The organism is Microbacterium sp. NPDC008134 (assembly GCF_042957055.1).
Taxonomy (GTDB): domain Bacteria; phylum Actinomycetota; class Actinomycetes; order Actinomycetales; family Microbacteriaceae; genus Microbacterium.
The window spans coordinates 1,397,064-1,422,731 of sequence record NZ_JBIBHO010000001.1; the positions used below are offsets into that span (position 1 = coordinate 1,397,064).

A 25,668-nucleotide genomic window follows, 5' to 3' on the forward strand; every position below is an offset into this window, starting at 1 on the left:
AGATCCGTCACTCGACGCGCGCCGAACGCCCCTGCCGCAGAGTTCGACACTCCATCTGTTCGCCTGGAAATCGCCCATAAGCGGAGTGCGTTTCCAGAAGCAGGAGTGGGACCGGGTCCGAGCGGACCGTGCGGAGATCGCTGAAGTACTCTCCGTTCGCGCGCACCGCGCCGACGAGCTGATGAACCTGCTCCTTCACGCGACCTACATGTGGATGCCAAAGCGCTTACGCCCCGACAAGGTCTCCGTCACCATCGACGCGACGGCGGTTCGCGTGCATGCACGCGGTGTCGGCATCACCCGGCTTTCCAAGCTCGGCGCCGAAGAGCTGGTCTCCATCGAACCCGACGCCGCGTTCTGGGCCGGGGAACCGACGACCACTCCGATGATGGCAAGACCTCCATCACGAAGATGAAGTACGCCTACGAGCTGGAGCTCGGAGTTCTCACGAGCAATGACCCAACGCGCCCGGAAGCCATCCCGCACATCGTCGTCGGCATCGGTCACCACGCCCCGGCGTTCGGACCGGGCAAAGCGGCACGAGCGATGTTCGAGAACATCGTGAGCCGTGGACTCCGGCTCGACCACGTTATCGGCGACCGCGCCTACCTTCCGGGCGCCAAAGAAGCCGACCTCCAGAACTACCTTCGCTCCGCCGGTGCGAAGCTCGTCATGGATTACCACAAGAACTTCCTCGTTACCAGGACAGCTATGCCGGAGCCATCATGGTCGACGGCAACTGGTACTGCGCCTCGATGCCACAGACGCTAATCGACGCGAGCAAGCGGTATCGCCAAGGTGAGGACGCTGACGACAAGAACCGTTCCCTCACGAAGTCTCAGCGCGCAGCCCGCGCTCGGGCTCGGGCTCGCCTCGAGCAATGGCAGAGCGACGTTGCAGCACGCACTCCCTACCTCTTCAGCCGCAAGGAACTGCCGGACGCCAAGGGGCGTACACCCTGGATGTGCCCCGCCGCAGGCAACTCACCTACCGTTTCCTGCCCCCGCAAGCCGACCAACCTGGCCTCCGGCAAGGTTCCGCTGACCATCATCAAGCGCCCCGTCGAAGGCCCCGCGAAGGTCTGCGACGACAAGACGAGCACCACCTTCCCCGCCGAAGCAGGAGGCAAGTTCGCCCAGGGATACCAGTACGGCTCCAAGGCATGGCGCGAGATGTACGGTCAGGGCCGCAACAGCGTCGAGTCCTTCAACGCCTACCTCAAGGACGGCGGGACCCACGCGCTTGAGGACGGATCCCGCCACCGCCTGCGCGGCTCGGTAAAGCAGTACTTCCTCGCCACCATGGCCGTCGTCGCGGCCAACCTCGACAAGATCATCGACTTCGCCGCCCAGAAGGCCGAGGACGGCGACGATCACGAAGCCGGCACCGAGGCACCGCGCGCCAAGCAGCGAAAGCCACGTCGAAGCTCGGCACTTCAGCGAGTCATCCACCAGCGCGGCCGAGCGCGACGAAACCCCGTCCGCACATAACCGGCCGCAGGCCAGCACCACTCACATCACCGGCTCGAAGGTCGGCGCCAGCATGCCCAGAAGTGGTTGCGGCGCCGGCCTTCGAGCCGTTTCTGCGCCGACGTCGATCTCCTCGGACGGCGAACCATCAGCGAGAAGTGCCTCCAACGAGAAAAGCCGCCTGAAATCAGGCGGCTTTTCTCATGCTTGCGGGTTACGCGTACGTATTCACATACCATCCGCGTACAACCCCGCGTGCCCCCGACAGGAGTCGAACCTGCGACCTACGGTACCGGAAACCGGCGCTCTATCCACTGAGCTACGGAGGCGTACCGAACGACGATATCACTGCTCGGGGGTCGTCTCCGACTCACCGGCGATCGTGACCGGCGCGCCGCTGAGCGCGTCGAGCGCGGCGGCCACGCGTTCGGCGAGGTAGCGGTGCCCGGCGGAGGACGGATGCTTGCGCCCCACCTCGACGTCGATGACATCGAGGTAGTTCTGCTCGGTGATCCAGTTCTCGGCGACGGGGGAGATGTACCACCAGCCGCGGGCGGCCGCGAGGGCGGAGAGGTCGGCGTCGATGCGCGCGGTGCCGTCACCCACCGGGAGTTCGTGCGGTGCGGGGCCGAGGATGACGATCGTCGCCTCGGGGTAGGTCGCCGACATGGCATCCCAGGCCGCGTTCACGGCCTCGCGGTATCCGGCCTCGCCCTGCGCGCGGTCGTTGATCGATCCCTGCAGGATGATGAGGTCGGGAGTGAGCGCGGGGTCGAGCGCCGCGATGCGCTCGCCGAAGGCGGGGCCGTCGAGTCCGGGCTTGAGGTAGCCGCTGCCGCGCACGCCGTTGACGATCGTCTCGCCGTCGAGCAGATCGGCGAGGAGATACGCGTAGCCCTCGGTCGGGACCGTGGCCGCCGAACCGTAGGTCCAGGAGTCGCCGAACACGAGGACGGTCGGGTGCTCGGGAAGCACGACCGGAGCGGGGGCGATCGCCGCGGCGGGCTCTCCCTCCGCCGCGCCGACGGGTGCGGTCGACGGCAGCGGCGACCAGGGGCGCCAGACGCCGAGAACGCCGGCGACGACGGCGAGGGCGAGCACAGCGGCGACGCCGACGAAACGCAGTCGGAGGCGGGCGGGAGCGACGGTCATGGCATGAGGGTAAGTCACAGATCGGTCTGCGCAAATTCGACACCGTTCAGAGCCGTAAACTTGATGGTCTATGAATCCTGAAACGCTCGCCGAAGCCCTCCTCGCCGTCCTCGCTCCGATCGCGGACGAGCGACGCCCCGGCGAACCGCTCGGGCTGTCGGCATCCGACATCGTCCTGGAGCGCCCGCGCAACCGCGACCACGGCGATTGGGCCTCGAACATCGCGATGCGCCTCGCCAAGCCTTTCGGCACGAACCCGCGGGAGCTCGCGCAGCAGATCGCCGACGGCCTGGTCTCCGTCGACGGCATCGCCAGCGCGGAGGTCGCCGGTCCCGGATTCATCAACATCCGTCTCGAAGCCGCGGCCGCGGGCGCACTGGCGAAGACGATCGTCGACGCCGGCGTCTCCTACGGCACGAACACCTCCCAGCAGGGCGTGAGCGTGAACGTCGAGTTCGTCTCGGCGAACCCGACCGGACCGCTGCACATCGCGCACACCCGTTGGGCGGCGCTCGGCGATGCGATCGTGCGGCTGCTCCTGGCCAGCGGCGCGCACGCGGTGCGCGAGTACTACATCAACGACGCGGGTGCCCAGATGGACCGCTTCGCTTCGTCCTTGGTCGCCGCCGCGAAGGGCGAGCCGACCCCCGAGGGCGGGTACCCGGGGGAGTACATCACGACGCTCGCCGGCCGCATCCTCGAGGCGCGCCCGGATCTGCTCGAACTCACGGACGAGCAGCAGCTCGCGGTCGCGGGCGACCTCGGATACGAGTATCAGCTCGCCGAGATCAAGAGCTCGCTCGACCGCTTCAACGTGCCGTTCGACGTGTGGTTCTCGGAGCGCACCCTGCACGCGAAGGACGCGTCGGGCACCAGCCTGATCGATCAGGCTGTCGAGCGTCTGCGCGAGCAGGGCCACGTCTTCGACGAGGACGGTGCCGTCTGGGTGCGCACCACCGACTTCGGCGACGACAAGGATCGCGTGATCCGTCGTTCCAACGGCGAGTACACCTACTTCGCCGCGGATGCCGCGTACTACCTGAACAAGGGCGACCGCGGGTTCGAGAACAAGATCTACCTTCTCGGTGCCGACCACCACGGGTACGTGCACCGCCTCAAGGCGGTCGCGGGTGCCGCGGGCGAGGACCCGGAGCGTAACGTCCAGGTGCTCATCGGGCAGATGGTGTCGATCAACGGCGCCCGCCTCAGCAAGCGCGCGGGCAACATCATCGAGATGGACGACCTGCTCGAGTGGCTCGGCGTAGACGCGTTGCGTTACTCGCTCGAGCGCTCGCCGGCCGACTCGCCGCTCGACCTCGACCCCGAACTGCTGCAGAAGCGCACGAACGACAACCCCGTCTTCTACGTGCAGTACGCGCACGCCCGCACGCACAACGTCAGCCGGAACGCGAACGATTCGGGTGTCGACCGCTCGGAGTTCGCGCCCGAGACGCTGATCCACGAGTCCGAGGCCGCGCTGCTCGGTGCACTCCAGGAGTTCCCGCGCATCGTGGCGTTCGCCGCCGAGGTGCGCGAGCCGCACCGCGTCGCGCGCTACCTCGAAGAGCTCGCCGGTCTGTACCACCGCTGGTACGACAACTGCCGCGTGATCCCGCAGGGCGACGACCCGATCGAGAGCGTGCACCGCACGCGCCTCTGGCTCAACGACGCCGCCGGCCAGGTGTTCCGCAACGGACTCGACCTGCTGGGTGTCTCCGCACCGGAGCGCATGTAACCCCTCCCGTTCGCATCACCGACGTAGGGCAGGATGGCCGCATGAGCGATGACAACCGCACACTGCCGTACCCGGAGCCGGATGCTGAGCATCCGACGCTCGTGATTCCGGGCGACGGCACCGCCGACGATGCCGGCACCGATGGCGGCATCGCATCTGCCCGTCGTCGTCGGCGGTGGCCGTGGGTGGTGCTGGTCATCGTCGTCGTGCTCGCGGCGCTCGTGGTCGCGGCCGAGTTCGTCGCGCGGGCGGTGCTTCCCGGAGTCGTGCGCTCGATCGTCATCGAGCAGTTGGACCTCCCGGGCGATCAGCAGCTCGAGGTCGATGCCGGCGGCATCCTGCTGCCCCAGCTGATCGCGGGCCGTCTCGACAGCCTGCACCTGTCGACCGACGCGGTCACCCTCGAGGGGATCACCGGGGCGGTCGACGTGACCGCGACGGGGGTGCCTCTGCGCGGCGGTGATCTCACGAGCGCGTCGGGCACGATTCGCATCGACGAGGATCAGTTCACGTCACTGCTGTCGACCACCGATCTGCCCGTCGACACGGTCACCCTCGATGAGCCGAACGCCACCGTCAGCGGATCGATCACCGTTCTCGGGTTGGCGGTTCCGATCTCGCTCACCCTCACCCCCGGAGCGATCGAGGGCGATCTCGAACTCACGCCCGTGTCGCTCAGCGTCGGCGGGGTCGAGATCGATGCCGCTCAGGTCGGCTCCAACCTCGGTGCCATCGGCGCGGACCTCACCCGACCGCAGCGGATCTGCATCGCCGATCAGCTCCCGGCGGGGCTCACCCTCACGGGACTCGAGATCGATGGCTCCGTCGCCGTGATCGACATCGACGTCGACGGAGCGATCGTCACCGACGAGAGCCTGCTCGAGAAGGGCACCTGCCCGGCGGCGTGACTCAGGCGTCCTTCGCTGCCTTCTGCGCCTCGCGCAGCTCGTCGGTCGCGATCTTCACGCCGATCTCGGCGCGCTGCACGCGGCGCTGAGGGAAACTGGTCGCGCCGAAGCGGGCGCGCACCCGATCCTGCACCTCCTCCTCGCCGGTCACGATGTAGGCGCAGGCGATCAGCATCACCTGAGCCGACAGGTTCAGCCAGATCAGCAGGGCCAACAGCGACGCGAACGACGCGAGCAGCGGGTTGCTGGTCGCTCCGCCGACGAACAGCGACGAGAGCTCCTGCAGAACCAGCAGACCGACCGCTCCGAGCAGCGCCCCGCTCCACAACGATCGCGCGGCGGGCTTGACGCCGGAGAGCAGCAGGAAGACCGCGATCAACAGGCCGGTGTTCAGCGCGAAGACGACGATCAGCGACAGGATCCGCACGCCCCAGGTAGCGAGGGGCGAATCTGCGGGGAGGCCGAGAAGGCCGCTGAACCACTCCACCCCGACTCGTCCGGCGATCGTCAGGAAGGCAGCGGCGACGAACGATACGCCGATGCCGATCGCGAGGGCGAGATTGCGGAGCATCACCCAGATGAAGAGGATGTCGCTCTGCGCTGTGCCGGCGATCACACGGACGGCCGTGCGGAGGGAACCGACCGCTCCCAGCGCCGCGCCGATCAACGCGACGGTCGAGATCGCGCCCGCGAGCGAGAGCGAGACCGGCTGCTGCAGATCGGCCGGATCGATCACTCCGTCGGAGCCGATCAGACCCGGGACGACCGATTGCACGGCGTCGATGATCGCATCCCACGCCTGCGGGTTCCCGGCCAGCCAGAGCGCGGCGATCGAGAATCCCAGGAGCACGCCCGCGAACACGCTGAACAGCGCGCGGTAGGTGATGCTGTCCGCGAGCATGGCGCCGCGTCGCTCGCTGTAGAGCAGGAACGCGCGCACGGGTTTGCGGATCAGCGCCCACCGCGTGACGGCGGCGACGGCGCGAGGAATCGGCCCGGGGCGGGCAGGGGTTTCGGGCTTCGACGGAGCTTCCACGCTCTCACCCTAGGAGCAGGCGGCGGCTGTCGTCACAGGGGTTGCGGGACGCGCGTCACCATGGCTAGGGCGGCATCCGCGTTGCCCTAGAATCGGGGTCAGTCTCGTCGTGCGCTTCCCGCCCGAGTTCCGCTCCACGATTGGTGTCCTTTGCTTCCCGCTGCCGATTCGCTCGCGCCCGAGTGGCTCGCCGTTCCCGATGACGCGAATGACCTCGCGATCGGGGTGTGGCCCGAGCGTGCCGCCCGAGACGCCGACGGCGTCCTGACCCTCGCCGGCGTGGATGCCGCAACCCTCGCCCGCTCCTACGGCACCCCGCTCCTCGTGCTCGACGAGGACGAGGTGCGCACCCGTGCGCGGGAGTTCCGCCGGGCGTTCGACCAGGCGGCGTCCGAGCACGGGACCGTCGCGCAGGTGTACTACGCCGGCAAGGCGTTCCTGAGCGCCACCGTCGCACGCTGGGTCGTCGACGAGGGGCTCCGCGTCGACGTGTGCACCGGGGGAGAGCTCGAGGTCGCGCTGGCGGCCGGAGTCGCTCCGGCATCCATCGGCTTCCATGGCAACAACAAGTCGACGCGCGAGCTCGAGCGAGCGGTCGAGGTCGGCGTGGGCAGCATCATCGTCGACAGTGCCATCGAGATCGAGCGCCTCGCTGCGATCACGGCGCGCGTGGATGCCGTGCAGCGGGTGCTCGTGCGGGTGATCAGCGGCGTGCACGCCGAGACCCACGACTTCCTCGCCACCGCGCACGAGGACCAGAAGTTCGGATTCCCGCTCGTGGAGGCGGAGGCCGCCGTCGCGCGGATCCGTGAGATCCCCGGCCTCGACTTCGTGGGTCTGCACTGCCACATCGGCTCGCAGATCTTCGGCGTCGCGGGCTTCCGCGAGTCCGCCTCGCGCGTGCTCGAACTGCACGCGGCGCTGCTCGAGGGCGGCCCCGTTCCCCAGATGAACCTGGGCGGTGGCTTCGGCATCGCGTACGTGCGCACCGACGACCCCACCCCGATCGACGTCCTCGCCGGTGAGATCGTGTCGTCCGTCGCCGAGGGATGCGCCGCGCGCGGCATCCCGGTGCCCGCGCTCTCGTTCGAGCCCGGCCGCGCGATCGTCGGAACCGCGGGCGTCACGATCTACGAGGTCGGCACCACCAAGGACGTCACGATCGACTCCGGTGCGGTCCGGCGCTATGTCAGCGTCGACGGCGGTATGAGCGACAACGCCCGTCCCGCGCTGTACGGCGCTCAGTACTCCGCGCGCATCGCCTCGCGCGTGGGCATCGGTGCCCCGCAACTCAGCCGCGTGGTCGGCAAGCACTGCGAGTCCGGCGACATCGTCGTCGATCACGAGTACCTGCCCGCCGACCTGGTGCCGGGCGACCTGCTCGCCGTGCCGACCACGGGCGCGTACTGCGTGTCTCTGTCGAGCAACTACAACCATGTTCCGCGTCCGCCGGTCGTCGCCGTGCGCGACGGTCGCTCGAGGGTCATCGTCCGCGGTGAGACCATCGACGATCTGCTCTCCCGTGACGCGGGCATCGACGGGGCGAACGCCCCCGAGGGAGAGAAATGACCCACCTCCGAAGGAGCAACAATGGCTGAGTACCGACGACTTCGAGTGGCGCTTCTCGGCGCCGGAGCGGTCGGATCCCAGGTCGCCGACCTCCTGCTGCGTCACGGCGACGAGCTCGCCGACCGCGCGGGCGCCTCGCTGGAGCTCGCCGGCATCGCGGTGCGCGATGTCGATGCGCCGCGCGACGTCGACCTTCCCCGAGAGCTCTTCACTACGGATGCCGAGTCGTTGATCCTCGGATCCGACATCGTGATCGAGCTCATGGGCGGCATCGAGCCTGCGCGCACGAGCATCCTGCAGGCGATCGGTTCGGGCGCCGATGTGGTCACGGCCAACAAGGCGCTCCTCGCCACGCACGGCCCCGAGCTCTTCGAGGCCGCCGACCGCGTCGGTGCCTCGGTGCACTACGAGGCCGCGGCGGCCGGCGCCATCCCGATCATCCGTCCGCTGCGCGACTCGCTCGCCGGCGACCGCATCGTGCGCATCATGGGCATCGTGAACGGCACGACGAACTACATCCTCGACCGCATGGACACCGAGGGTGCCGACTTCGCCGACGTCCTCGCCGACGCGCAGCGACTCGGGTACGCGGAGGCCGACCCCACGGCCGATGTCGAGGGCTACGACGCGGCGCAGAAGGCCGCGATCCTCGCGAGTCTCGCCTTCCACACGGCGGTGCCGCTCGACGCCGTCCACCGCGAGGGCATCACCACCGTCACGGCATCGATGATCGAAGAGGCGCGCGCCGCCGGCTTCGTGATCAAGCTCCTCGCTGTGTGCGAGCGCCTCGACGTCGACGGCACCGAGTCGATCTCTGTGCGTGTGTACCCGGCGCTGGTGCCGCACTCGCACCCGCTGGCTTCGGTGCACGGGGCCAACAACGCGGTGTTCGTCGAGGCCGAGGCCGCCGGATCCCTGATGTTCTACGGCGCGGGAGCGGGTGGAGTGCAGACGGCATCGGCCGTGCTCGGCGACGTCGTCTCCGCCGCTCGTCGCCACATCGCCGGTGGCGTGGGCGTGGGCGAGTCGACGCGCGCGAACCTGCCCGTCGTGCCCATCGGGCACGTCACGACCCGCTACCAGGTCACCCTCGAAGTGGCGGACGCCCCTGGCGTGCTCGCCACGGTCGCCGGACTCCTGAGCGACGGCGGAGTCTCGGTCGCCACGATCGTCCAGACGGTCGAGGGCGACGAGGAGACCACCGCTCGCCTCATCATCGGTACGCACCGGGCAGCCGAGCAGTCGCTCAGCGCGGCGGTGGCGGCACTCGCCGACAGCTCGGTCGTCGAGCGCGTCGTGTCGGTGCTGCGCGTGGAAGGCGAGTGACGGTGGCGGAAGGGCGCACGATCGAGGTCCGCGTTCCCGCCACGAGCGCGAACCTCGGCCCGGGGTTCGACACCCTCGGCCTCGCACTCAGCGTTTACGATTCGCTCGTCGTCACCGAGCTTCCGGCGGGTGATCTCGACATCGAGGTGTCTGGCTCCGGCGCCGAGGAGATCCCGCGCGACGAGTCGAACCTGATCGTGCGCACGGTCGCGCACGTCTACGCCGACGCCGGGCGGGAGATGCCGGGGCTTCGGATCGTCGCCGAGAACGGTGTGCCGCACGGCCGGGGCCTCGGATCGTCCGGTGCCGCCGTCGTCGCGGGTGTGCTGATCGCGAAGGGTCTGCTCGCCGGAGACGTCGAGATCGGCGACTCCGACCTGCTGCGACTCGCGACCGAGCTCGAGGGCCACCCCGACAACGTCGCGCCCGCCCTGTTCGGCGGCCTGACGATCGCCTGGATGAGCGAGCGCGGCGCGCAGCACAAGAAGCTCCTCGTGCACCGGGGCGTCTCGCCCCTCGTGCTCGTGCCGGCCTACACGATGTCGACGTCGCAGGCGCGCTCTCTGCAGCCGCCCCAGGTGTCGACCGCGGACGCCGTGTTCAACGTGTCGCGTTCGGCGCTGCTCATCGCGGCGCTGACGCAGAGTCCAGAGTTGCTCCTCGACGCGACCGCCGACCGGCTCCACCAGGACTACCGCGCCGAGGCGATGCCCGAGACGCAGCGTCTGGTGCAGGCGCTCCGCGCCGCGGGGTTCGCAGCCGTGGTGTCGGGTGCGGGACCCAGCGTGCTGGTGCTCGCGGACGGACCGGGAAGTCGTCAGGACGCGGTCGAACTCGCCGGACGCGTGACCGACACTCCGTGGGAATCCCTCCTGCTCGCCGTCGATGTACGTGGTGGTACAGTGGGGGATCGAGCGGAGGGCTCCACGTAACGTCTTCGTGAATCTGGCCCCATTGCAACTCTTGCAAGACCCGCACGTCCAACCTCACGGCACAAGTGCCCAGGCCGGCTGGCGCCGAGCGTCAGCCCGTGCGAACGCGCGCAGCACCCGTTGCGCGTGTGGACCGCTCACTACCCCCGAGAAATAGAGGGAGTACTCGTGGAGAACTTCTCCGAGACCCAGAACGACCAGGCCGCTCCGGTCGTCGATGCTCCGGCGGCCGCCGGCTCCGACGCATCCGCCGAGACGGCACCCGCCCGCAAGCGCGCACCGCGACGTGCGACGACGGCGACCGCCGCGGCGAAGGCCGAGAAGGCGGCGGAGGCCGCTCCGGCCGCCGACACGGCTCCGGCCGAGGCCGCAGGCGACGCAGCCGAGGCTGCTCCGAAGGCCAAGGCACCGCGCCGCAGCCGCGCCAAGAAGGCGGATGCCGAGGCGCCCGCCGCCGATTCGGCAGGCGACGCTCCCGCCGAGAAGTCGGCCGAGAAGGCCGCGCCGGCGAAGTCCGCCGCCGAGAAGAGCGACGAGAAGCCTGCGGATAAGTCCACCGACGCCGCAGCTCCGGAAGCTTCCGCCGAGGCCGCCCCGAAGACGACGGGCCGCGGTCGCCGCGCGCCCAAGAAGGTGGCGGAATCGGATGCTCCGGCCGCCGAGGCTCCCGCAGCGGAGTCCGCTCCCGCCGACAACGCTCCCGCCGCGGACAACGCCGCGGACGGCGGAGACAGTGGCGACGAGCCGAGCGGCCGTGGCCGCAGCCGCAACCGCAGCCGTAACCGCGGACGCGGTCAGAACGGCTCGGGCGCCGCGCAGGAGCAGCAGGCTCAGCCCGCCGGAGACGACGAGCAGGGCGGCACCGGCCGCAACCGTCAGCGCAACAAGCGTCGCGGCAACGCTCAGACCGACGAGTTCGACACCGAGATCGGCGAGGACGACGTCCTGATCCCGGTCGCCGGCATCCTCGACGTGCTCGACAACTACGCTTTCGTCCGCACCACCGGCTACCTCGCCGGCCCCAGCGACGTCTACGTCTCCCTCGGACAGGTCAAGAAGTACAACCTGCGCAAGGGCGATGCCGTCGTCGGATCGATCAAGCAGCCCCGCGAGGGCGAGCAGCAGGGGCGGCAGAAGTACAACGCCCTGGTCAAGGTCGACTCGATCAACGGCCTGTCCATCGACGATGCGGCCACGCGTGTCGAGTTCGGCAAGCTCACGCCGCTCTACCCGCAGGAGCGTCTGCGTCTCGAGACCGCTCCCGAGAAGCTCACGCAGCGCATCATCGACCTCGTCGCGCCGATCGGCAAGGGTCAGCGCGGCCTGATCGTCGCACCGCCGAAGGCCGGTAAGACGATCGTCCTGCAGCAGATCGCGAACGCGATCGCGCAGAACAACCCCGAGGTCCACCTCATGGTCGTGCTCGTCGACGAGCGCCCCGAAGAGGTCACCGACATGGAGCGCACGGTCAAGGGCGAGGTCATCGCCTCGACCTTCGACCGTCCGGCCGAAGACCACACCACGGTCGCCGAGCTCGCGATCGAGCGCGCCAAGCGCCTCGTCGAGCTCGGACGCGACGTGGTCGTGCTCCTCGACTCGATCACCCGCCTCGGCCGTGCGTACAACCTCGCGGCTCCGGCCTCGGGTCGTGTGCTGACCGGTGGTGTCGACGCCTCGGCGCTCTACCCGCCCAAGCGCTTCTTCGGTGCCGCCCGTAACATCGAGAACGGTGGATCGCTCACGATCCTCGCGACCGCTCTCGTCGAGACCGGATCCAAGATGGACGAGGTCATCTTCGAGGAGTTCAAGGGCACCGGCAACAGCGAACTGCGACTGTCGCGCGCGCTCGCCGACAAGCGCATCTTCCCGGCCGTCGACGTCAACGCGTCGAGCACGCGTCGCGAAGAGATGCTGCTCTCCTCCGACGAGGTCAAGATCACCTGGAAGCTACGTCGTGCCCTCGCGGGCCTCGACACCCAGCAGGCCCTCGAGGTCGTGCTCGGCAAGCTCAAGGAGACGCAGTCGAACGTCGAGTTCCTGGTGCAGATGCAGAAGTCGATCCCGACCCTGCCCTCAGGCTCGCACGACAACAACATCCGCTGAGCGGAGCGTCCGTGTTCGAGTCCGTCCAGGCTCTCATCGACGAACACCGCCGGGTGCAGGAGGAACTCTCCGACCCGGCGGTGCACGCCGATGCCGCGCGCGCGAAGCGCGTGAACCGTCGCTACGCCGAGCTGTCGCGGATCGTCGCGGCGCACGAGGCGTGGGTCGCGGCATCCGACGACCTGGATGCCGCGCGCGAACTCGCCCGTGAGGACGACGCGTTCGCGGCGGAGGTCCCCGGGCTCGAGGCGGGACTGCAGAACGCTCAGGAGAAGCTGCGGCGACTCCTCATCCCGCGCGACCCGGATGACGCACGCGATGTGATCATGGAGATCAAGGCGGGGGAGGGCGGCGCCGAGAGCGCGCTCTTCGCCGCCGATCTGCTGCGCATGTACGTGCAGTACGCCGCGTCGATGGGCTGGAAGACCGAGCTGCTCGAGCGCAACGAGTCGGACCTCGGCGGCTACAAGGACGTCCAGGTCGCGATCAAGGGCTCTTCGACCGACCCGGCACAGGGCGTCTGGGCGCACCTCAAGTACGAGGGCGGCGTGCACCGCGTGCAGCGCGTGCCGGCGACCGAGTCGCAGGGGCGCATCCACACCTCGACCACCGGTGTGCTCGTGTTCCCCGAGGTCGACGAGCCGGACGAGATCGAGATCAATCAGAACGATCTCAAGATCGACGTCTTCCGGTCTTCGGGGCCGGGTGGTCAGTCGGTCAACACGACCGACTCCGCGGTGCGCATCACGCACGTCCCGACCGGGATCGTCGTCTCCATGCAGAACGAGAAGTCGCAGCTGCAGAACCGCGAGGCGGGCATGCGCGTGCTCCGGGCGAGGCTGCTCGCGAAGCAGCAGGAAGAGCTCGACGCCGCGGCATCCGACGCTCGACGGTCGCAGATCCGCGGCATGGACCGCTCCGAGCGCATCCGCACGTACAACTTCCCCGAGAACCGGATCGCGGATCACCGCACGGGCTTCAAGGCGTACAACCTCGATCAGGTGATGGACGGCGCGCTCGGGCCGATCATCGAATCGGCGATCACGACCGACGAAGAGGCGCGGCTCGCCGCCGTCGGCACCGAGTCCTGATCCCGCGCCCGCGGGGCGCTAGGCTCGGCGCGTGATCGCATTCTTCTTCCGCACCCTCATCTACATCGTGTCGGCGGGACTCGGGCTGATCGTGGCCGATCTCCTGCTCGACGGGTTCCAGATCGAGTGGTCGAAGTGGTGGGGCTTCGTGCTCTGCATCCTGATCTTCGCGCTGCTGCAGAGCATCCTCTCGCCGTGGATCAGCAAGATCGCCGACCGTTATGCACCGGTGCTGCTCGGAGGCATCGGCATCTTCTCGACGCTGGTCGCGCTGATCATCGTCGTGCTGCTCCCGATCGGGGGTCTGCGGATCGTCGACGTGACAGGCTGGTTGCTCGGCGCGGTGATCGTCTGGCTCATCACGGCGCTGGGCACGGTACTGCTGCCGTTGATCTTCCTCAAGCGCCGTGTCGGCGACGCGCGCGAGAAACGCGATCGTCGCGCACGCTGAGCGGGTTCAGATCGAGTAGTCCGGCACGGTCAGGAGCGCTCGGGTGTCCTCACCGCTGGAGCGCTGACGCGGCTTGGCCGGAACTCCGACGAGAACGCTGTCGGCCGGTGCATCACGAGTGACGACGGCGTTCGCTCCGACGACGGAGCGCGCCCCGATCGTCACCGGACCGAGGATCTTCGCACCCGCTCCGACGGCGACGCCGTCACCGAGCGTGGGGTGGCGCTTGCCGATGCTGCGCGAGCGTCCGCCGAGCGTGACCCCGTGATAGAGCATCACGTCATCGCCGATCTCCGAGGTCTCGCCGATCACGACGCCCATGCCGTGATCGATGAAGAAGCGGCGGCCGATCCGTGCCCCCGGATGGATCTCGATCCCCGTGAACCACCGGGCGAGCTGCGAGTTGGCGCGCGCGAGGAACCGCAGCCGCCGGCGCCACAGGGCGTGCGAGACGCGGTGCGCCCAGATGGCGTGGAGCCCGGGGTACAGCAACGCGACCTCCGCGGCGTTCCGGGCCGCGGGGTCGCGCAGCCGTGCTGCGGCGATGTCCTCGCGCATTCGACCGATCATGCGGTGGTCGTCAGTCCTCGCGCAGGTCTTCGAACAGCGCGGTCGACAGGTAACGCTCGCCGGTGTCGGGGAGGATGACGACGATCTTCTTCCCCGCGTTCTCCGGGCGCGCAGCAACCTGCAGCGCGGCCCAGGTGGCGGCGCCGCACGACATGCCGACCAGCAGGCCCTCGCGTGCGGCGAGGTCGCGAGCCGTGCGGATGGCGTCGTCGAACTCGACGGGGATGACCTCGTCGATCACATCGCGGTCGAGGATCGCGGGCACGAAGTTCGGCCCGATGCCCTGGATCTTGTGCGGCCCGGGGTGCCCTTCGCTGAGCACGGGGGAGTCCTTCGGCTCGACGGCGATGACTTGTACGTCGGGCTTGGCAGCCTTCAGCGCCTGGCCCGTGCCCGTCACCGTGCCACCGGTGCCGACGCCGGCGATGAAGATGTCGACGTCGCCGTCGGTGTCACGGAGGATCTCCTGCGCGGTGGTCTCTCGGTGGATCTGCGGGTTGGCGGCGTTCTCGAACTGGCGCACCCAGACCGCACCGGGCGTGTCGGCGACGATCTGATTCGTGACCTCGATCGCGCCGCTCATGCCCTTGGTGGGGTCGGTGAGCACGATCTCGGCGCCGAAGGCCTTGAGGAGCACTCGGCGCTCCTTCGACATCGAGGCGGGCATCGTCAGGATCACCTTGTAGCCGCGTGCTGCACCGACCATCGCCAGCGCGATGCCCGTGTTGCCGCTCGTCGACTCGACGATTGTTCCGCCCGGCTTCAGCTCACCGGATGCCTCGGCCGCATTGATCATCGCGATGCCGATGCGGTCCTTCACGCTGGAGGCCGGGTTGTAGTACTCGAGCTTCGCGAGGACGGTGGCGCCTGCGCCTTCGGTCACGCGGTTCAGACGGACCAGCGGAGTGTTGCCGAACGCGGTCGTGATGTCGGAGTGGATGCCGGGCATGGAGGAGCCTTCCTGTGCGGGTCGCTTCGCACTCAGCCTATGGGAGCGGCGTGGGGGAGAGGGCAATGTGACACCCGGTCGGCGCTCTACGCTGGAGATCATGCCCGATACGTCTTTCTCCGCGCTCGTCAGCGCCGCCGCTCAGCGACTCGCCGATGCGGGTGTGAACGATCCGCTGGTCGACGCGGAGCTGCTGATCGGTCATGTGCGCGGCCTGCGTCGCGGCGAAGTCCAGGCGGCCGTCGTGCGCGGAGATGCGATGACCGCCGAGGAGGTCGAGCGGCTCGATGCCCTCGTGACGCGCCGTGCGTCGCGGGAGCCTCTGCAGCACATCACCGGCACCGCGCCGTTCCGGCATCTCGAGCTCGCAGTCGGGCCCGGGGTCTTCGTGCCCCGGCCCGAGACGGAGATGGTGGTGCAGCACGCGATCGACGCGCTCCTGCACGCGCCCGATCCGCAGCCGATCGGCATCGATCTCGGCACGGGGAGCGGGGCCATCGCGCTCGCGATGGCCACCGAGGTTCCTCATGCGCGGATCTACGCGGCCGAGCTCTCACCCGACGCGCATGCATGGGCGAGCCGCAACACCGCCGGTGTCGAGAACCTCACGCTGGTGCTCGCGGACATGGCCGATGCGTTCCCCGAGCTCGCAGGCACCGCCAGCGTCGTCATCTCCAATCCGCCGTACGTGCCGGACGCGGCGATCCCGCGCGACCCCGAGGTGCGCCTGTTCGACCCGGCGATGGCGCTCTACGGAGGCGAGGACGGCCTCGATCTCGTGCGTGCGTTGAGCAGCAACGCGTTGCGCTTGCTCCGGCCGGGTGGACTGCTGGTGATCGAGCACGGCGAGCTGCAGGGAGCCGAGATCCGCGGCATCCTCGAGCGCGACGGCTGGCGGGCCACGGCGACGCACCGCGACCTCACCCTGCGAGACCGCGCCACCACGGCCATCCGTCCCTGATCCGTCCTCCCAGCGCCCTCCCGTAGAATCGGAACGACATGTCCTCCATCTTCGACTGCGGCGACGAGGCGCAGCTGCTCTCCGGTATGCGCCATGCACGCCAGGCGATCGGCCGCGGCGAGCTCATCGTCATGCCCACCGACACCGTCTACGGCGTGGCCGCCGATGCCTTCTCGCCCGCTGCCGTGCAGCGATTGCTCGACGCGAAGGGGCGCGGACGCGATCAGCCGCCGCCCGTCCTGATCGGCACGAAGGAGACGCTGACGGCCCTCGCGGAGTCGATTCCCGAGCCCGTTCAGCGACTCGTCGATGCGTTCTGGCCCGGCGGGCTCACCATCGTCCTCCCGGCACAGCCCTCGCTCGTCTGGGATCTCGGTGAGACCCGCGGAACGGTGGCCGTCCGCATGCCCGAGGGTCGCGTCGCCCTGGAGCTCCTGGCCGAGACGGGACCGCTGGCGGTCTCGAGTGCGAACCTCACCGGACAGGCGGCCGCGATCTCCGCCTTCGACGCCGAGAAGATGCTCGGCGACAGCGTGGCGGTCTACCTCGCCGACGGCATGAGCCGCGACGGCGTCGCCTCCACGATCGTCGACGCCACGTCGCTCGTGCGTCCGGCCGCGGATTCGGATGCCGGACGCGTACGCATCCTGCGCGACGGGGCGATCAGCAGGGAGCAGCTGGAGGAGGTGCTCGGCGAACTGCTCGAGCCCGCTCCGGAGCCGGACTCCGCGGCATCCGCGCCCCGACAGGACGGGGATTCGTGAAGCAGTATCTCTTCACGATCATCCTGACCGCCGCGATCACCTGCGTGCTCACCTGGGCGGTCCTCCGGGTGAGCCTGCGGTTCAAGCTGTATCCCGAGATCCGCGATCGCGACGTCCACACGCGTCCGACCCCTCGACTCGGCGGCGTCGCGATCTTCCTCGGCATCGCCGCCGCGATGGGCATCTCGGCGGCGAACCCGTTCTTCCAGAGCATCTGGATGCCGCCGCAGACGATGTGGTCGATCCTGGCGGCCGCGTTCCTGATCGCCGTGATCGGGGTCGTCGACGACCTGTGGGATCTCGACTGGATGATCAAGCTCGGCGCGCAGTTCCTCGCCGCCGGGATCCTCACGATCGGGGGAGGGCTGCAGATCCTCTCCCTCCCGTTCGGCGATCTCATCGTCTTCTCGAGCTGGCTGAGCATCACGATCACGATGTTCGCGATCGTGGTCGTGATGAACGCCGTCAACTTCATCGACGGTCTCGACGGTCTGGTCGCCGGCGTCTGCCTCATCGCCAACGGCGTCTTCTTCGCCTACTCCTACATCTTCACCCGCGACTCCGGCGCGTCGAGCTACTTCAACCTCTCGACCTTCATCGCCGCCGTCCTCATCGGTGCCTGCATCGGCTTCCTGCCCTGGAACTGGAGTCCGGCGAAGCTCTTCATGGGCGACTCGGGTGCACTCGTGCTCGGCCTTCTCATGGCGGTCTCGGCGATCTCCCTCACCGGGCAGATGGACCCCTCCGCGCTCGACCCCGAGCGGCTCGGCCGCTCTCAGCTGCTCGGTGCGTTCATCCCGATCCTCCTTCCGCTGATGGTGGTGCTGCTGCCGCTGCTCGACTTCGGCCTCGCGGTGCTGCGGCGCATGCACGCCGGAAAGTCGCCCTTCTCGCCGGACCGCAAGCACCTGCACCACCGCATGCTGGACCTCGGTCACCGCGACCGCGACGCCGTGCTCATCTTCTACGCCTGGACGGCCGTGATCTCGCTCGCCGTGCTCCTCATGTACGTCGGTGCCCGTGAGGACTGGCCGGGCCAGTACCTGCCCGGCGTGGCCTTCGGCATCGTCGGCATCGCCGCCTGCCTGGTCCTGACCCTGAAACCCTCCCGCCGCGTCGTGCCGGCGGTCCCCGACTCCGATCCGACGACCGTGGAGCCCTCATGAGCCCGAACCCCGTTTCCAGCACGCCGATCCTGCGGCGCACCCTCATCTGGTCGGCCATCGCGACCGCGATCCTCGCGATCGTCGCCGCCGTCGTGGGCTTCGTCGTCGGTCAGGAGAACGGGCTGATCAGTGGCCTGCTCGGCGTGCTCATCGCCGCGGTGTTCCTCGGGATCACCGGAGCGAGCATCCTGATCGCGAACCGCTGGTACGGCGAACCTCTCTACGTGCAGTTCTTCTTCGCGATCGTGCTCGGCGGCTGGCTGCTGAAGCTGATCGTCTTCTTCCTCGGGGTCATCGTCCTCAAGGACCAGCCCTGGCTCGACCCGGTGATCTTCTTCGTCGCGATCGTCGCCGGCGTGCTGATGTCGTTGATCGTCGATGCCGTCGTCCTCATGACGATGCGCCTCCCGAGCGTCAGCGATGCGACGCTTCCCTCGGTCGCGCCGGAGGACGTCGCTCCGGGTACTCCGTCGACCGATGAAGGCCCCCGGACGTCTTAGGGCCGCCTCATACTCTGATAGTGTTGAAACGTGCCCGCCGCTCGCCCGCGAGCGCTTGCGCTGTGAAGCACACCGACCATCGTCGCCCCGGTTCTGACCGGTGCCCCGAAGCTGGAGCCCGCGCTGTTTAATCTTGCTGCGACCCTGACGCCACGACTTGCCACCGATGACGAGTTCCATGCTCCGTCGATCGCGGAGTTCTTCCCCGATGCGGTGTTCCAGATCGGCGACCTGGTCATCCACCGCATCCACCTCATCCAGTTCCTGGCCACGATCGCGGTCGTTCTGATCCTCTGGCTCGGCACGCGCAACATGCGTGTCGTGCCCGGGCGCTTCCAGAGCCTCGTCGAGATGGGCCTCGACTTCGTTCGGGTGAACGTCGCCGAAGACCTGCTCGGGCGCAAGGACGGCCGTCGGTTCCTGCCGATCCTCGCCACGATCTTCTTCATGGTGCTGTTCATGAACATCACGGGAATCATCCCGTTCCTGAACATCGCCGGTACGAGCATCATCGCCGTGCCGCTGCTGCTGGCCGTCGTCAGCTACGTCACCTTCATCTACGCCGGCATCAAGAAGAGCCCCAAGGGCTTCTTCAAGAACTCGCTGTTCCCGTCGGGCGTCCCGCCGTTCCTCTACATCATCGTGACGCCGCTCGAGTTCCTCTCGACCTTCATCATCCGGCCCGTCACGCTGACCCTCCGACTGCTGATGAACATGATCGTCGGGCACCTGATGCTCGTTCTGTTCTTCTCCGCAACGCAGTTCTTCGTCATCACTCTCGGAGGGTGGTGGACGGCACTCGGCGCGGGCACGCTCGCGTTCGGCTTCGCCTTCACCCTGTTCGAGATCCTGGTGGCGTTCCTGCAGGCCTACGTCTTCACCATCCTCACCGCGGTCTACATCCAGCTCGCGGTCGCAGAAGAGCACTGAGCGGGTCGGCAACAACCGCCTTCCCACCCAACGAAAGGAAAAACCCGTGGACGCAACTACGGTTCTCGCTGAAATCTCCGGCAACATCGGCACCGTCGGCTACGGCCTCGCGGCGATCGGACCGGCCATCGGCGTGGGTATCGTCGTCGGCAAGACGATCGAGGGCGTCGCCCGTCAGCCCGAGCTGGCCGGTCGCCTCCAGGTCCTCATGTGGATCGGTATCGCCTTCACCGAGGCGCTCGCCTTCATCGGCATCGCGACCTACTTCATCTTCCAGTCCTGACAGACACCCTCTGCGATAAGGAGACAGGATGCTGAACGCTCTTGTCACGTACGCGGCGGAGGAAGCGGACCACAATCCGCTGATCCCCGCCTGGTACGACATCATCTGGTCGGCGGTCTGCTTCGTCGTGATCCTGATCGTCGTCTGGAAGGTGGCGCTGCCCAAGCTCTACACCCTCCTCGACGCTCGCTCCAACGCGATCGAGGGCAACATCGCCAAGGCCGACGAGGCTCAGAAGCAGGCTGAGGCTGCGCTCGAGGAGTACACGCGTCAGCTCGCCGAGGCACGCACCGAGGCCGGTGAGATCCGCGAGGCCGCCCGTGAGGACGGCAAGAAGATCGTCGCCGAGGCCAAGGACGCCGCGACCACCGAAGCCGCTCGCATCACGGCGACCGCGCACACGCAGATCGAGGCCGAGCGTCAGACCGCTCTCGTCTCGCTGCGCAGCGAGGTCGGCTCGCTCGCTCTGGACCTCGCCGGTGGCGTGGTCGGAGAGACGCTGTCGGATGACGCGCGTGCGAACGCCGTCGTCGATCGCTTCCTCGCCGACCTCGAGGCATCCGAGAAGGCGGCTCAGTAATGGGCAGCGCGACCACTCAGGCACTCGCGGCATCCACTCAGGCGCTTGCCGCAGCGAAGGACGTCACCCTCGACACCGCGCGGGAGCTCTTCGCCGCCGCGCACGCCGTGGGCGAATCGTCTCAGCTGAGCGGCGCGCTGGCTGACCCGGCGGCACCGGAAGCGGCACGGCAGAACGTCGTGTCCGCGGTCTTCGGCGGCCTGTCGGCGAACACGCAGGCGATCCTCCGTGCTGCCGTCGCCGAGCGCTGGTCGAATTCGACCGAGCTCGTGGACGGAGTCGAGGAGCTCGCGATCCGGGCCACCGCGATCGCCGAGTCCGGCGTCGACATCGAGGGGGAGCTGTTCGGCTTCCTCCGCATCGTCGCCGCGAACCCCGAACTCGAGCTGGCTCTCGGCAGCCGCCTCGGTGCTCAGGACGCCAAGGGGGTGCTCGTCGAGCGTCTGCTCACCGGCACCACCAGCGCTGCGGCTTCTCTGATCGTGTCCTCGCTCGTGCGCCAGCCGCGTGAGCGTCGGGTGCGGCAGCTGCTGAGCCGTGCCATGCGCATCGTCTCGAGCCAGCGCGGTCGGGTCGTCGCCACGGTCCACAGCGCCACCGAGCTGAACGACGCGCAGCGCACCCGGCTGAGCGACGCGCTCTCGCGCCGGTACGACGGACAGGTCGCCTTGAACGTCGTCATCGACCCCACCGTCGTCGGAGGTCTGCGTGTGCAGATCGCCGATGACGTGATCGACGGCAGCATCTCCGCACGACTCGCCGACCTTCGCCAGAAGCTCGCGGGCTAACACGACTTCGCGCGGGGAACCGCGCACCCAGATACAAAGGGAAGACAATGGCAGAACTATCGATCAGCCCCGACGTCATCCGTGACGCGCTGAAGGACTTCGCCGCCGCATACGAGCCCACCGGGGCAGCGGCGACCGAGGTCGGCACGGTCATCGACGCCGCTGATGGCATCGCGCACGTCGAAGGACTGCCCGGTGTCATGGCGAACGAGCTCGTGACCTTCGCCGACGGCACCAAGGGTCTCGCTCTCAACCTCGACGAGCACGAGATCGGCGTGGTCGTCCTCGGCGACTTCACCGGCATCGAGGCCGGCCAGGAAGTCACCCGCACGGGTGAGGTCCTTTCGGTCCCCGTCGGCGACGGCTACCTCGGCCGCGTGGTCGACCCGCTCGGCAACCCGATCGACGGCCTCGGCTCGATCGCGACCGAGGGCGTCCGCGAGCTCGAGCTGCAGGCGCCCGGCGTCATGCAGCGCAAGTCGGTGCACGAGCCGATGCAGACCGGTATCAAGGCCATCGACGCGATGATCCCCGTCGGCCGCGGCCAGCGTCAGCTCATCATCGGCGACCGCCAGACCGGTAAGACGGCCATCGCGATCGACACGATCATCAACCAGAAGGCCAATTGGGAGTCGGGCGACGTCAACAAGCAGGTGCGCTGCATCTACGTCGCCATCGGCCAGAAGGGCTCGACCATCGCTTCGGTGAAGGGCGCGCTCGAAGAGGCCGGCGCCCTGGAGTACACCACGATCGTGGCCGCTCCGGCATCCGACCCCGCGGGCTTCAAGTACCTCGCCCCCTACACCGGTTCGGCCATCGGCCAGCACTGGATGTACGGCGGCAAGCACGTCCTCATCATCTTCGACGACCTGTCGAAGCAGGCTGAGGCCTACCGCGCCGTGTCGCTCCTCCTGCGCCGCCCGCCGGGCCGCGAGGCTTACCCGGGTGACGTCTTCTACCTGCACTCGCGTCTTCTCGAGCGTTGCGCGAAGCTGTCCGACGAGCTCGGCGCCGGTTCGATGACGGGTCTCCCGATCATCGAGACCAAGGCGAACGACGTCTCGGCGTACATCCCGACCAACGTGATCTCGATCACCGACGGCCAGATCTTCCTGCAGTCCGACCTCTTCAACGCCAACCAGCGTCCGGCGGTCGACGTGGGTATCTCCGTCTCGCGAGTCGGTGGTGACGCTCAGGTCAAGTCGATCAAGAAGGTCTCGGGAACGCTGAAGCTCGAGCTCGCCCAGTACCGCTCGCTCGAGGCTTTCGCGATGTTCGCCTCCGACCTCGACGCGGCTTCGCGTCGTCAGCTGTCGCGTGGTGCGCGTCTGACCGAGCTGCTCAAGCAGCCGCAGTACTCGCCGTACCCGGTCGAGGAGCAGGTCGTCTCGATCTGGGCCGGAACCAACGGCAAGCTCGACACGATCGAGGTCGAAGACGTCCTGCGCTTCGAGCGCGAGCTGCTCGACTACCTTCGTCGCAACACGAAGGTGCTCGACACCCTGCGTGAGACCAACGTCCTCGATGACGACACGGTCGCAGAGCTCGGCAAGCAGACGGATGCCTTCATCCTGGAGTTCCAGGGCGGCAAGGGCCACGCCATCGGCGCCCCGGGCCACGAGGAGCACGCGGCAGCCGAGGCGGACGACGTCAACCAGGAGAAGATCGTCAAGGGTCGTCGCGCGTAATCGCGTGAGGTACTGATTCATGGGCGCTCAACTCAGGGTCTACAAGCAGAAGATCAGTTCTGCTCAGACGACCAAGAAGATCACGAAGGCGATGGAACTCATCGCGGCTTCGCGCATCCAGAAGGCGATGGCACGCGTCAAGGCGTCCACCCCCTTCGCGCGTGCCGTGACGAGGGCCGTGTCCGCCGTCGCGACGCACTCGAACGTCGACCACCCGCTCACCCGCGAGCCCGAGACGATCAGCCGCTCCGCGGTCGTCGTCTTCTCGTCGGATCGCGGTCTGGCCGGAGCCTTCAACTCGCAGATCCTCCGTGAGGCTCTCGAGGTTGCAGAACTCCTGCGCGGACAGGGCAAGGAGCCGGTGTTCTACCTCGTCGGTCGCAAGGCCGTCGGCTACTTCCAGTTCCGTCGCATCGAGGCGGCTGCGGAGTGGACCGGTGACACCGACACCCCGTCGTTCCACACGGCCGAGGAGATCTCGTCGACACTGCTCGACGCGTTCAACCGCGGCGGTGCGGCCGGTGGCGTCGACGAGATCCACCTCGTGTACAACCGCTTCGTCAGCATGATGACGCAGTCGCCGGAGTCCGTGCGTCTGCTTCCGCTGGAGATCGCGGAGGCCGACGACTCCGAGGCGGGCAGCGCTGTCTACCCGCTCTACGAGTTCGAGCCCGACGCCGAGACCGTGCTCGACGCGATCCTGCCGGTGTACATCCAGAGCCGCGTCTTCAACGCTCTCCTGCAGTCGTCTGCCGCAAAGCAGGCCGCCACGCAGAAGGCGATGAAGTCCGCCAGCGACAACGCCGACAAGCTCATCACCGACTACACCCGTCTGCGCAACAACGCGCGCCAGGCGGAGATCACGCAGCAGATCGCGGAGATCGTCGGCGGCGCCGACGCCCTCTCGTCTGGCAAATAGACCCTCAGGAAAGAGACGAAGAAATGACCACCACCGCTACGGCTGACCAGCCCGCGACCGCGGTCGTCGGGCGCGTCGCACGCGTCAACGGTCCGGTTGTCGACATCGAGTTCCCGCACGACTCGATCCCCGACATCTACAACGCGCTGAAGACGACGATCACGATCGGCGAGGAGTCGACGGAGATCACGCTCGAGGTCGCTCAGCACCTCGGCGACGACCTCGTGCGCGCCATCGCCCTCAAGCCGACCGACGGCATCGTCCGCGGCCAGGAGGTTCGCGACACGGGAGAGGCCATCTCGGTCCCCGTCGGTGACATCACCAAGGGCAAGGTCTTCAACGTGATCGGCGAGGTCCTCAACGGCGAGCCCGGTGAGACCATCGAGGTCACGGAGCGCTGGCCGATCCACCGCAAGGCGCCGAACTTCGACCAGCTCGAGTCGAAGACCACCATGTTCGAGACCGGCATCAAGTCGATCGACCTCCTGACCCCCTACGTGCAGGGTGGAAAGATCGGTCTGTTCGGTGGTGCCGGTGTCGGAAAGACCGTCCTCATCCAGGAGATGATCCAGCGCGTCGCGCAGGACCACGGTGGTGTGTCGGTGTTCGCCGGTGTCGGTGAGCGCACCCGTGAGGGCAACGACCTCATCCACGAGATGGAGGAGGCGGGCGTCTTCGACAAGACCGCCCTCGTCTTCGGCCAGATGGACGAGCCGCCGGGGACGCGTCTGCGCGTCGCCCTCTCGGCTCTGACGATGGCGGAGTACTTCCGTGACGTGCAGAAGCAGGACGTGCTGCTCTTCATCGACAACATCTTCCGCTTCACGCAGGCCGGTTCCGAGGTCTCCACGCTGCTCGGCCGCATGCCCTCCGCGGTGGGTTACCAGCCGAACCTCGCCGACGAGATGGGTCTCCTCCAGGAGCGCATCACCTCGACGCGTGGTCACTCGATCACCTCGCTGCAGGCGATCTACGTGCCGGCCGATGACTACACCGACCCGGCTCCGGCGACCACCTTCGCGCACCTCGACGCGACGACCGAGCTCTCGCGTGAGATCGCGTCGAAGGGCCTGTACCCGGCCATCGACCCGCTGACCTCGACGTCGCGAATCATGGATCCCCGCTACCTGGGCGAGGACCACTACCGCGTCGCCACCACGGTCAAGCAGATCCTCCAGAAGAACAAGGAACTGCAGGAGATCATCGCCATCCTCGGTGTCGACGAGCTCTCCGAGGAAGACAAGATCGTCGTGTCGCGTGCACGTCGTATCCAGCAGTTCCTCTCGCAGAACACCTACATGGCCAAGAAGTTCACGGGCGTCGAGGGTTCGACGGTGCCGCTCAAGGAGACCATCGAGTCCTTCGATGCGATCACCCGCGGTGACTTCGACCACGTCGCCGAGCAGGCCTTCTTCAACGTCGGTGGAATCTCCGACGTCGAAGAGCAGTGGGCGAAGATCCAGAAGGAGAACGCCTGACCATGGCGCTCAATGTCAGCCTCGTCTCCGCCGACGCGGAGGTCTGGACGGGAGAGGCGAGCCTCGTGATCGCCAAGACCGTCGAGGGTGAGATCGGATTCATGTCCGGTCACGAGCCGGTGCTGGCCATCCTCGCCGAGGGCCAGGTCCGGATCACCCAGACCGATGGCACCAAGGTGCTGGCGAACGCTCAGGATGGGTTCCTCTCGATGGAGGGCAACGTCCTGACGATCGTCGCCGGCAACGCGGCGCTCATCGCCTAGCAGTCGATTACATGCGTCCGCCTCGGACCCGATTCCCGGGTTCCGAGGCGGACGCAT

Annotated in this window: 27 protein-coding genes and 1 tRNA gene; 23 read left to right on the forward strand and 5 right to left on the reverse strand. The window is 67.9% G+C overall.

Annotated elements, in window-relative coordinates; all coding sequences use genetic code 11:
• Positions 1–85: 85 nt before the first annotated feature.
• From ACFY9N_RS06525 to ACFY9N_RS06535, 3 genes are read left to right on the forward strand one after another with little or no spacing between them, the layout of a single operon-like run.
• Entirely contained in the window at positions 86–415 is a 330-nt protein-coding gene (locus ACFY9N_RS06525; RefSeq protein ID WP_391477553.1) for a hypothetical protein, read from the forward strand.
• Positions 412–771, forward strand: coding sequence for a hypothetical protein (locus ACFY9N_RS06530; RefSeq protein WP_391477554.1), 360 nt, complete (start codon positions 412–414; stop codon positions 769–771). The genes ACFY9N_RS06525 and ACFY9N_RS06530 overlap by 4 nt, the downstream gene beginning before the upstream one ends.
• The gene (locus ACFY9N_RS06535; RefSeq protein WP_391477555.1) at positions 726–1,490 is read left to right on the forward strand and encodes a hypothetical protein; all 765 of its coding nucleotides are present in this window, start codon (positions 726–728) and stop codon (positions 1,488–1,490) included. The genes ACFY9N_RS06530 and ACFY9N_RS06535 overlap by 46 nt, the downstream gene beginning before the upstream one ends.
• Before the next feature lie 235 nt (positions 1,491–1,725).
• Here ACFY9N_RS06535 and ACFY9N_RS06540 read toward each other — a convergent pair.
• Positions 1,726–1,798: transfer RNA gene (locus ACFY9N_RS06540), tRNA-Arg, on the reverse strand.
• Positions 1,799–1,814: 16 nt separating this feature from the next.
• Complete coding sequence (locus ACFY9N_RS06545; RefSeq protein ID WP_391477557.1) at positions 1,815–2,621, reverse strand: SGNH/GDSL hydrolase family protein; 807 nt, start codon at positions 2,619–2,621, stop codon at positions 1,815–1,817.
• Positions 2,622–2,691: 70 nt separating this feature from the next.
• On the opposite strand from ACFY9N_RS06545, the gene argS reads away from it, so the two are divergent.
• Positions 2,692–4,356 (forward strand): arginine--tRNA ligase, encoded by a 1,665-nt coding sequence (gene argS, locus ACFY9N_RS06550; protein ID WP_391477558.1) that lies wholly within the window; start codon positions 2,692–2,694, stop codon positions 4,354–4,356.
• Positions 4,357–4,397: 41 nt separating this feature from the next.
• Positions 4,398–5,264: a DUF2993 domain-containing protein gene (locus ACFY9N_RS06555; protein ID WP_391477560.1), complete on the forward strand. Its 867-nt coding sequence runs from the start codon at positions 4,398–4,400 to the stop codon at positions 5,262–5,264.
• 1 nt (position 5,265) lies between these two features.
• Here the strand turns inward: ACFY9N_RS06555 and ACFY9N_RS06560 are convergent, their stop codons facing one another.
• Positions 5,266–6,300, reverse strand: a complete 1,035-nt coding sequence (locus tag ACFY9N_RS06560; protein WP_391477561.1) for a YihY/virulence factor BrkB family protein — start codon at positions 6,298–6,300, stop codon at positions 5,266–5,268.
• Between the two features lie 150 nt (positions 6,301–6,450).
• Here ACFY9N_RS06560 and lysA point away from each other — a divergent pair, with 150 nt between their 5' ends.
• The 6 genes from lysA to ACFY9N_RS06590 all read left to right on the forward strand — a co-directional run bounded on the left by lysA (position 6,451) and on the right by ACFY9N_RS06590 (position 13,772).
• Entirely contained in the window at positions 6,451–7,869 is a 1,419-nt protein-coding gene (gene lysA / locus ACFY9N_RS06565; RefSeq protein WP_391477562.1) for a diaminopimelate decarboxylase, read from the forward strand.
• A 21-nt stretch (positions 7,870–7,890) separates the two neighbouring features.
• Positions 7,891–9,195: a homoserine dehydrogenase gene (locus ACFY9N_RS06570; protein WP_391477564.1), complete on the forward strand. Its 1,305-nt coding sequence runs from the start codon at positions 7,891–7,893 to the stop codon at positions 9,193–9,195.
• The gene (gene thrB / locus ACFY9N_RS06575; RefSeq protein WP_391477565.1) at positions 9,192–10,127 is read left to right on the forward strand and encodes a homoserine kinase; all 936 of its coding nucleotides are present in this window, start codon (positions 9,192–9,194) and stop codon (positions 10,125–10,127) included. The genes ACFY9N_RS06570 and thrB overlap by 4 nt, the downstream gene beginning before the upstream one ends.
• A gap of 168 nt (positions 10,128–10,295) precedes the next feature.
• A complete protein-coding gene (rho, locus tag ACFY9N_RS06580; protein WP_391477567.1) occupies positions 10,296–12,230 on the forward strand; it encodes a transcription termination factor Rho in 1,935 nt (644 codons plus the stop codon).
• A gap of 11 nt (positions 12,231–12,241) precedes the next feature.
• Positions 12,242–13,321, forward strand: a complete 1,080-nt coding sequence (prfA, locus tag ACFY9N_RS06585; RefSeq protein ID WP_391477568.1) for a peptide chain release factor 1 — start codon at positions 12,242–12,244, stop codon at positions 13,319–13,321.
• Between the two features lie 31 nt (positions 13,322–13,352).
• Positions 13,353–13,772: a hypothetical protein gene (locus ACFY9N_RS06590; protein ID WP_391477569.1), complete on the forward strand. Its 420-nt coding sequence runs from the start codon at positions 13,353–13,355 to the stop codon at positions 13,770–13,772.
• Between the two features lie 6 nt (positions 13,773–13,778).
• Here the strand turns inward: ACFY9N_RS06590 and epsC are convergent, their stop codons facing one another.
• Together epsC and cysK are read right to left on the reverse strand one after the other, a co-directional pair.
• Positions 13,779–14,342, reverse strand: a complete 564-nt coding sequence (gene epsC, locus ACFY9N_RS06595; protein ID WP_391477570.1) for a serine O-acetyltransferase EpsC — start codon at positions 14,340–14,342, stop codon at positions 13,779–13,781.
• 10 nt (positions 14,343–14,352) lie between these two features.
• On the reverse strand, positions 14,353–15,291 hold the full coding sequence (gene cysK / locus ACFY9N_RS06600; protein WP_391477571.1) for a cysteine synthase A: 939 nt from the start codon (positions 15,289–15,291) through the stop codon (positions 14,353–14,355).
• A 100-nt stretch (positions 15,292–15,391) separates the two neighbouring features.
• Here cysK and prmC point away from each other — a divergent pair, with 100 nt between their 5' ends.
• The 12 genes from prmC to ACFY9N_RS06660 all read left to right on the forward strand — a co-directional run bounded on the left by prmC (position 15,392) and on the right by ACFY9N_RS06660 (position 25,611).
• The gene (gene prmC / locus ACFY9N_RS06605) at positions 15,392–16,252 is read left to right on the forward strand and encodes a peptide chain release factor N(5)-glutamine methyltransferase (protein WP_391477572.1); all 861 of its coding nucleotides are present in this window, start codon (positions 15,392–15,394) and stop codon (positions 16,250–16,252) included.
• A 38-nt stretch (positions 16,253–16,290) separates the two neighbouring features.
• Positions 16,291–17,016, forward strand: coding sequence for an L-threonylcarbamoyladenylate synthase (locus ACFY9N_RS06610; RefSeq protein ID WP_391477574.1), 726 nt, complete (start codon positions 16,291–16,293; stop codon positions 17,014–17,016).
• Positions 17,013–18,182: an MraY family glycosyltransferase gene (locus ACFY9N_RS06615; protein ID WP_391477575.1), complete on the forward strand. Its 1,170-nt coding sequence runs from the start codon at positions 17,013–17,015 to the stop codon at positions 18,180–18,182. Before ACFY9N_RS06610 ends, ACFY9N_RS06615 begins: the two co-directional genes overlap by 4 nt.
• Positions 18,179–18,682, forward strand: coding sequence for a hypothetical protein (locus tag ACFY9N_RS06620; protein WP_391477577.1), 504 nt, complete (start codon positions 18,179–18,181; stop codon positions 18,680–18,682). The genes ACFY9N_RS06615 and ACFY9N_RS06620 overlap by 4 nt, the downstream gene beginning before the upstream one ends.
• A 123-nt stretch (positions 18,683–18,805) precedes the next feature.
• Positions 18,806–19,612: a F0F1 ATP synthase subunit A gene (atpB, locus tag ACFY9N_RS06625; RefSeq protein WP_372491578.1), complete on the forward strand. Its 807-nt coding sequence runs from the start codon at positions 18,806–18,808 to the stop codon at positions 19,610–19,612.
• Between the two features lie 46 nt (positions 19,613–19,658).
• The gene (gene atpE / locus ACFY9N_RS06630) at positions 19,659–19,895 is read left to right on the forward strand and encodes an ATP synthase F0 subunit C (protein WP_045258877.1); all 237 of its coding nucleotides are present in this window, start codon (positions 19,659–19,661) and stop codon (positions 19,893–19,895) included.
• 28 nt (positions 19,896–19,923) lie between these two features.
• Positions 19,924–20,475, forward strand: a complete 552-nt coding sequence (locus tag ACFY9N_RS06635) for a F0F1 ATP synthase subunit B (RefSeq protein WP_391477578.1) — start codon at positions 19,924–19,926, stop codon at positions 20,473–20,475.
• Complete coding sequence (locus ACFY9N_RS06640) at positions 20,475–21,263, forward strand: F0F1 ATP synthase subunit delta (RefSeq protein WP_391477579.1); 789 nt, start codon at positions 20,475–20,477, stop codon at positions 21,261–21,263. Before ACFY9N_RS06635 ends, ACFY9N_RS06640 begins: the two co-directional genes overlap by 1 nt.
• A gap of 47 nt (positions 21,264–21,310) precedes the next feature.
• Positions 21,311–22,951: a F0F1 ATP synthase subunit alpha gene (gene atpA, locus ACFY9N_RS06645; RefSeq protein WP_391477580.1), complete on the forward strand. Its 1,641-nt coding sequence runs from the start codon at positions 21,311–21,313 to the stop codon at positions 22,949–22,951.
• Positions 22,952–22,970: 19 nt separating this feature from the next.
• Positions 22,971–23,870: a F0F1 ATP synthase subunit gamma gene (locus ACFY9N_RS06650; RefSeq protein ID WP_391477581.1), complete on the forward strand. Its 900-nt coding sequence runs from the start codon at positions 22,971–22,973 to the stop codon at positions 23,868–23,870.
• Between the two features lie 23 nt (positions 23,871–23,893).
• The gene (gene atpD / locus ACFY9N_RS06655; protein WP_391477582.1) at positions 23,894–25,348 is read left to right on the forward strand and encodes a F0F1 ATP synthase subunit beta; all 1,455 of its coding nucleotides are present in this window, start codon (positions 23,894–23,896) and stop codon (positions 25,346–25,348) included.
• Between the two features lie 2 nt (positions 25,349–25,350).
• The gene (locus tag ACFY9N_RS06660) at positions 25,351–25,611 is read left to right on the forward strand and encodes a F0F1 ATP synthase subunit epsilon (protein WP_247622775.1); all 261 of its coding nucleotides are present in this window, start codon (positions 25,351–25,353) and stop codon (positions 25,609–25,611) included.
• Positions 25,612–25,668: the final 57 nt, after the last annotated feature.

Bases quoted from the DNA above. Each gene is read 5' to 3' on its own strand.
- ACFY9N_RS06620 (WP_391477577.1), top strand. From the start codon at position 18,179: ATGAGCCCGAACCCCGTTTCCAGCACGCCGATCCTGCGGCGCACCCTC.
- atpD (WP_391477582.1), top strand. From the start codon at position 23,894: ATGACCACCACCGCTACGGCTGACCAGCCCGCGACCGCGGTCGTCGGG.
- epsC (WP_391477570.1), bottom strand. From the start codon at position 14,342: ATGATCGGTCGAATGCGCGAGGACATCGCCGCAGCACGGCTGCGCGAC.
- atpA (WP_391477580.1), top strand. From the start codon at position 21,311: ATGGCAGAACTATCGATCAGCCCCGACGTCATCCGTGACGCGCTGAAG.
- ACFY9N_RS06660 (WP_247622775.1), top strand. From the start codon at position 25,351: ATGGCGCTCAATGTCAGCCTCGTCTCCGCCGACGCGGAGGTCTGGACG.
- prmC (WP_391477572.1), top strand. From the start codon at position 15,392: ATGCCCGATACGTCTTTCTCCGCGCTCGTCAGCGCCGCCGCTCAGCGA.
- ACFY9N_RS06635 (WP_391477578.1), top strand. From the start codon at position 19,924: ATGCTGAACGCTCTTGTCACGTACGCGGCGGAGGAAGCGGACCACAAT.
- cysK (WP_391477571.1), bottom strand. From the start codon at position 15,291: ATGCCCGGCATCCACTCCGACATCACGACCGCGTTCGGCAACACTCCG.
- ACFY9N_RS06650 (WP_391477581.1), top strand. From the start codon at position 22,971: ATGGGCGCTCAACTCAGGGTCTACAAGCAGAAGATCAGTTCTGCTCAG.
- ACFY9N_RS06555 (WP_391477560.1), top strand. From the start codon at position 4,398: ATGAGCGATGACAACCGCACACTGCCGTACCCGGAGCCGGATGCTGAG.
- ACFY9N_RS06530 (WP_391477554.1), top strand. From the start codon at position 412: ATGAAGTACGCCTACGAGCTGGAGCTCGGAGTTCTCACGAGCAATGAC.
- ACFY9N_RS06640 (WP_391477579.1), top strand. From the start codon at position 20,475: ATGGGCAGCGCGACCACTCAGGCACTCGCGGCATCCACTCAGGCGCTT.
- ACFY9N_RS06610 (WP_391477574.1), top strand. From the start codon at position 16,291: ATGTCCTCCATCTTCGACTGCGGCGACGAGGCGCAGCTGCTCTCCGGT.
- ACFY9N_RS06535 (WP_391477555.1), top strand. From the start codon at position 726: ATGGTCGACGGCAACTGGTACTGCGCCTCGATGCCACAGACGCTAATC.
- ACFY9N_RS06545 (WP_391477557.1), bottom strand. From the start codon at position 2,621: ATGACCGTCGCTCCCGCCCGCCTCCGACTGCGTTTCGTCGGCGTCGCC.
- ACFY9N_RS06570 (WP_391477564.1), top strand. From the start codon at position 7,891: ATGGCTGAGTACCGACGACTTCGAGTGGCGCTTCTCGGCGCCGGAGCG.
- argS (WP_391477558.1), top strand. From the start codon at position 2,692: ATGAATCCTGAAACGCTCGCCGAAGCCCTCCTCGCCGTCCTCGCTCCG.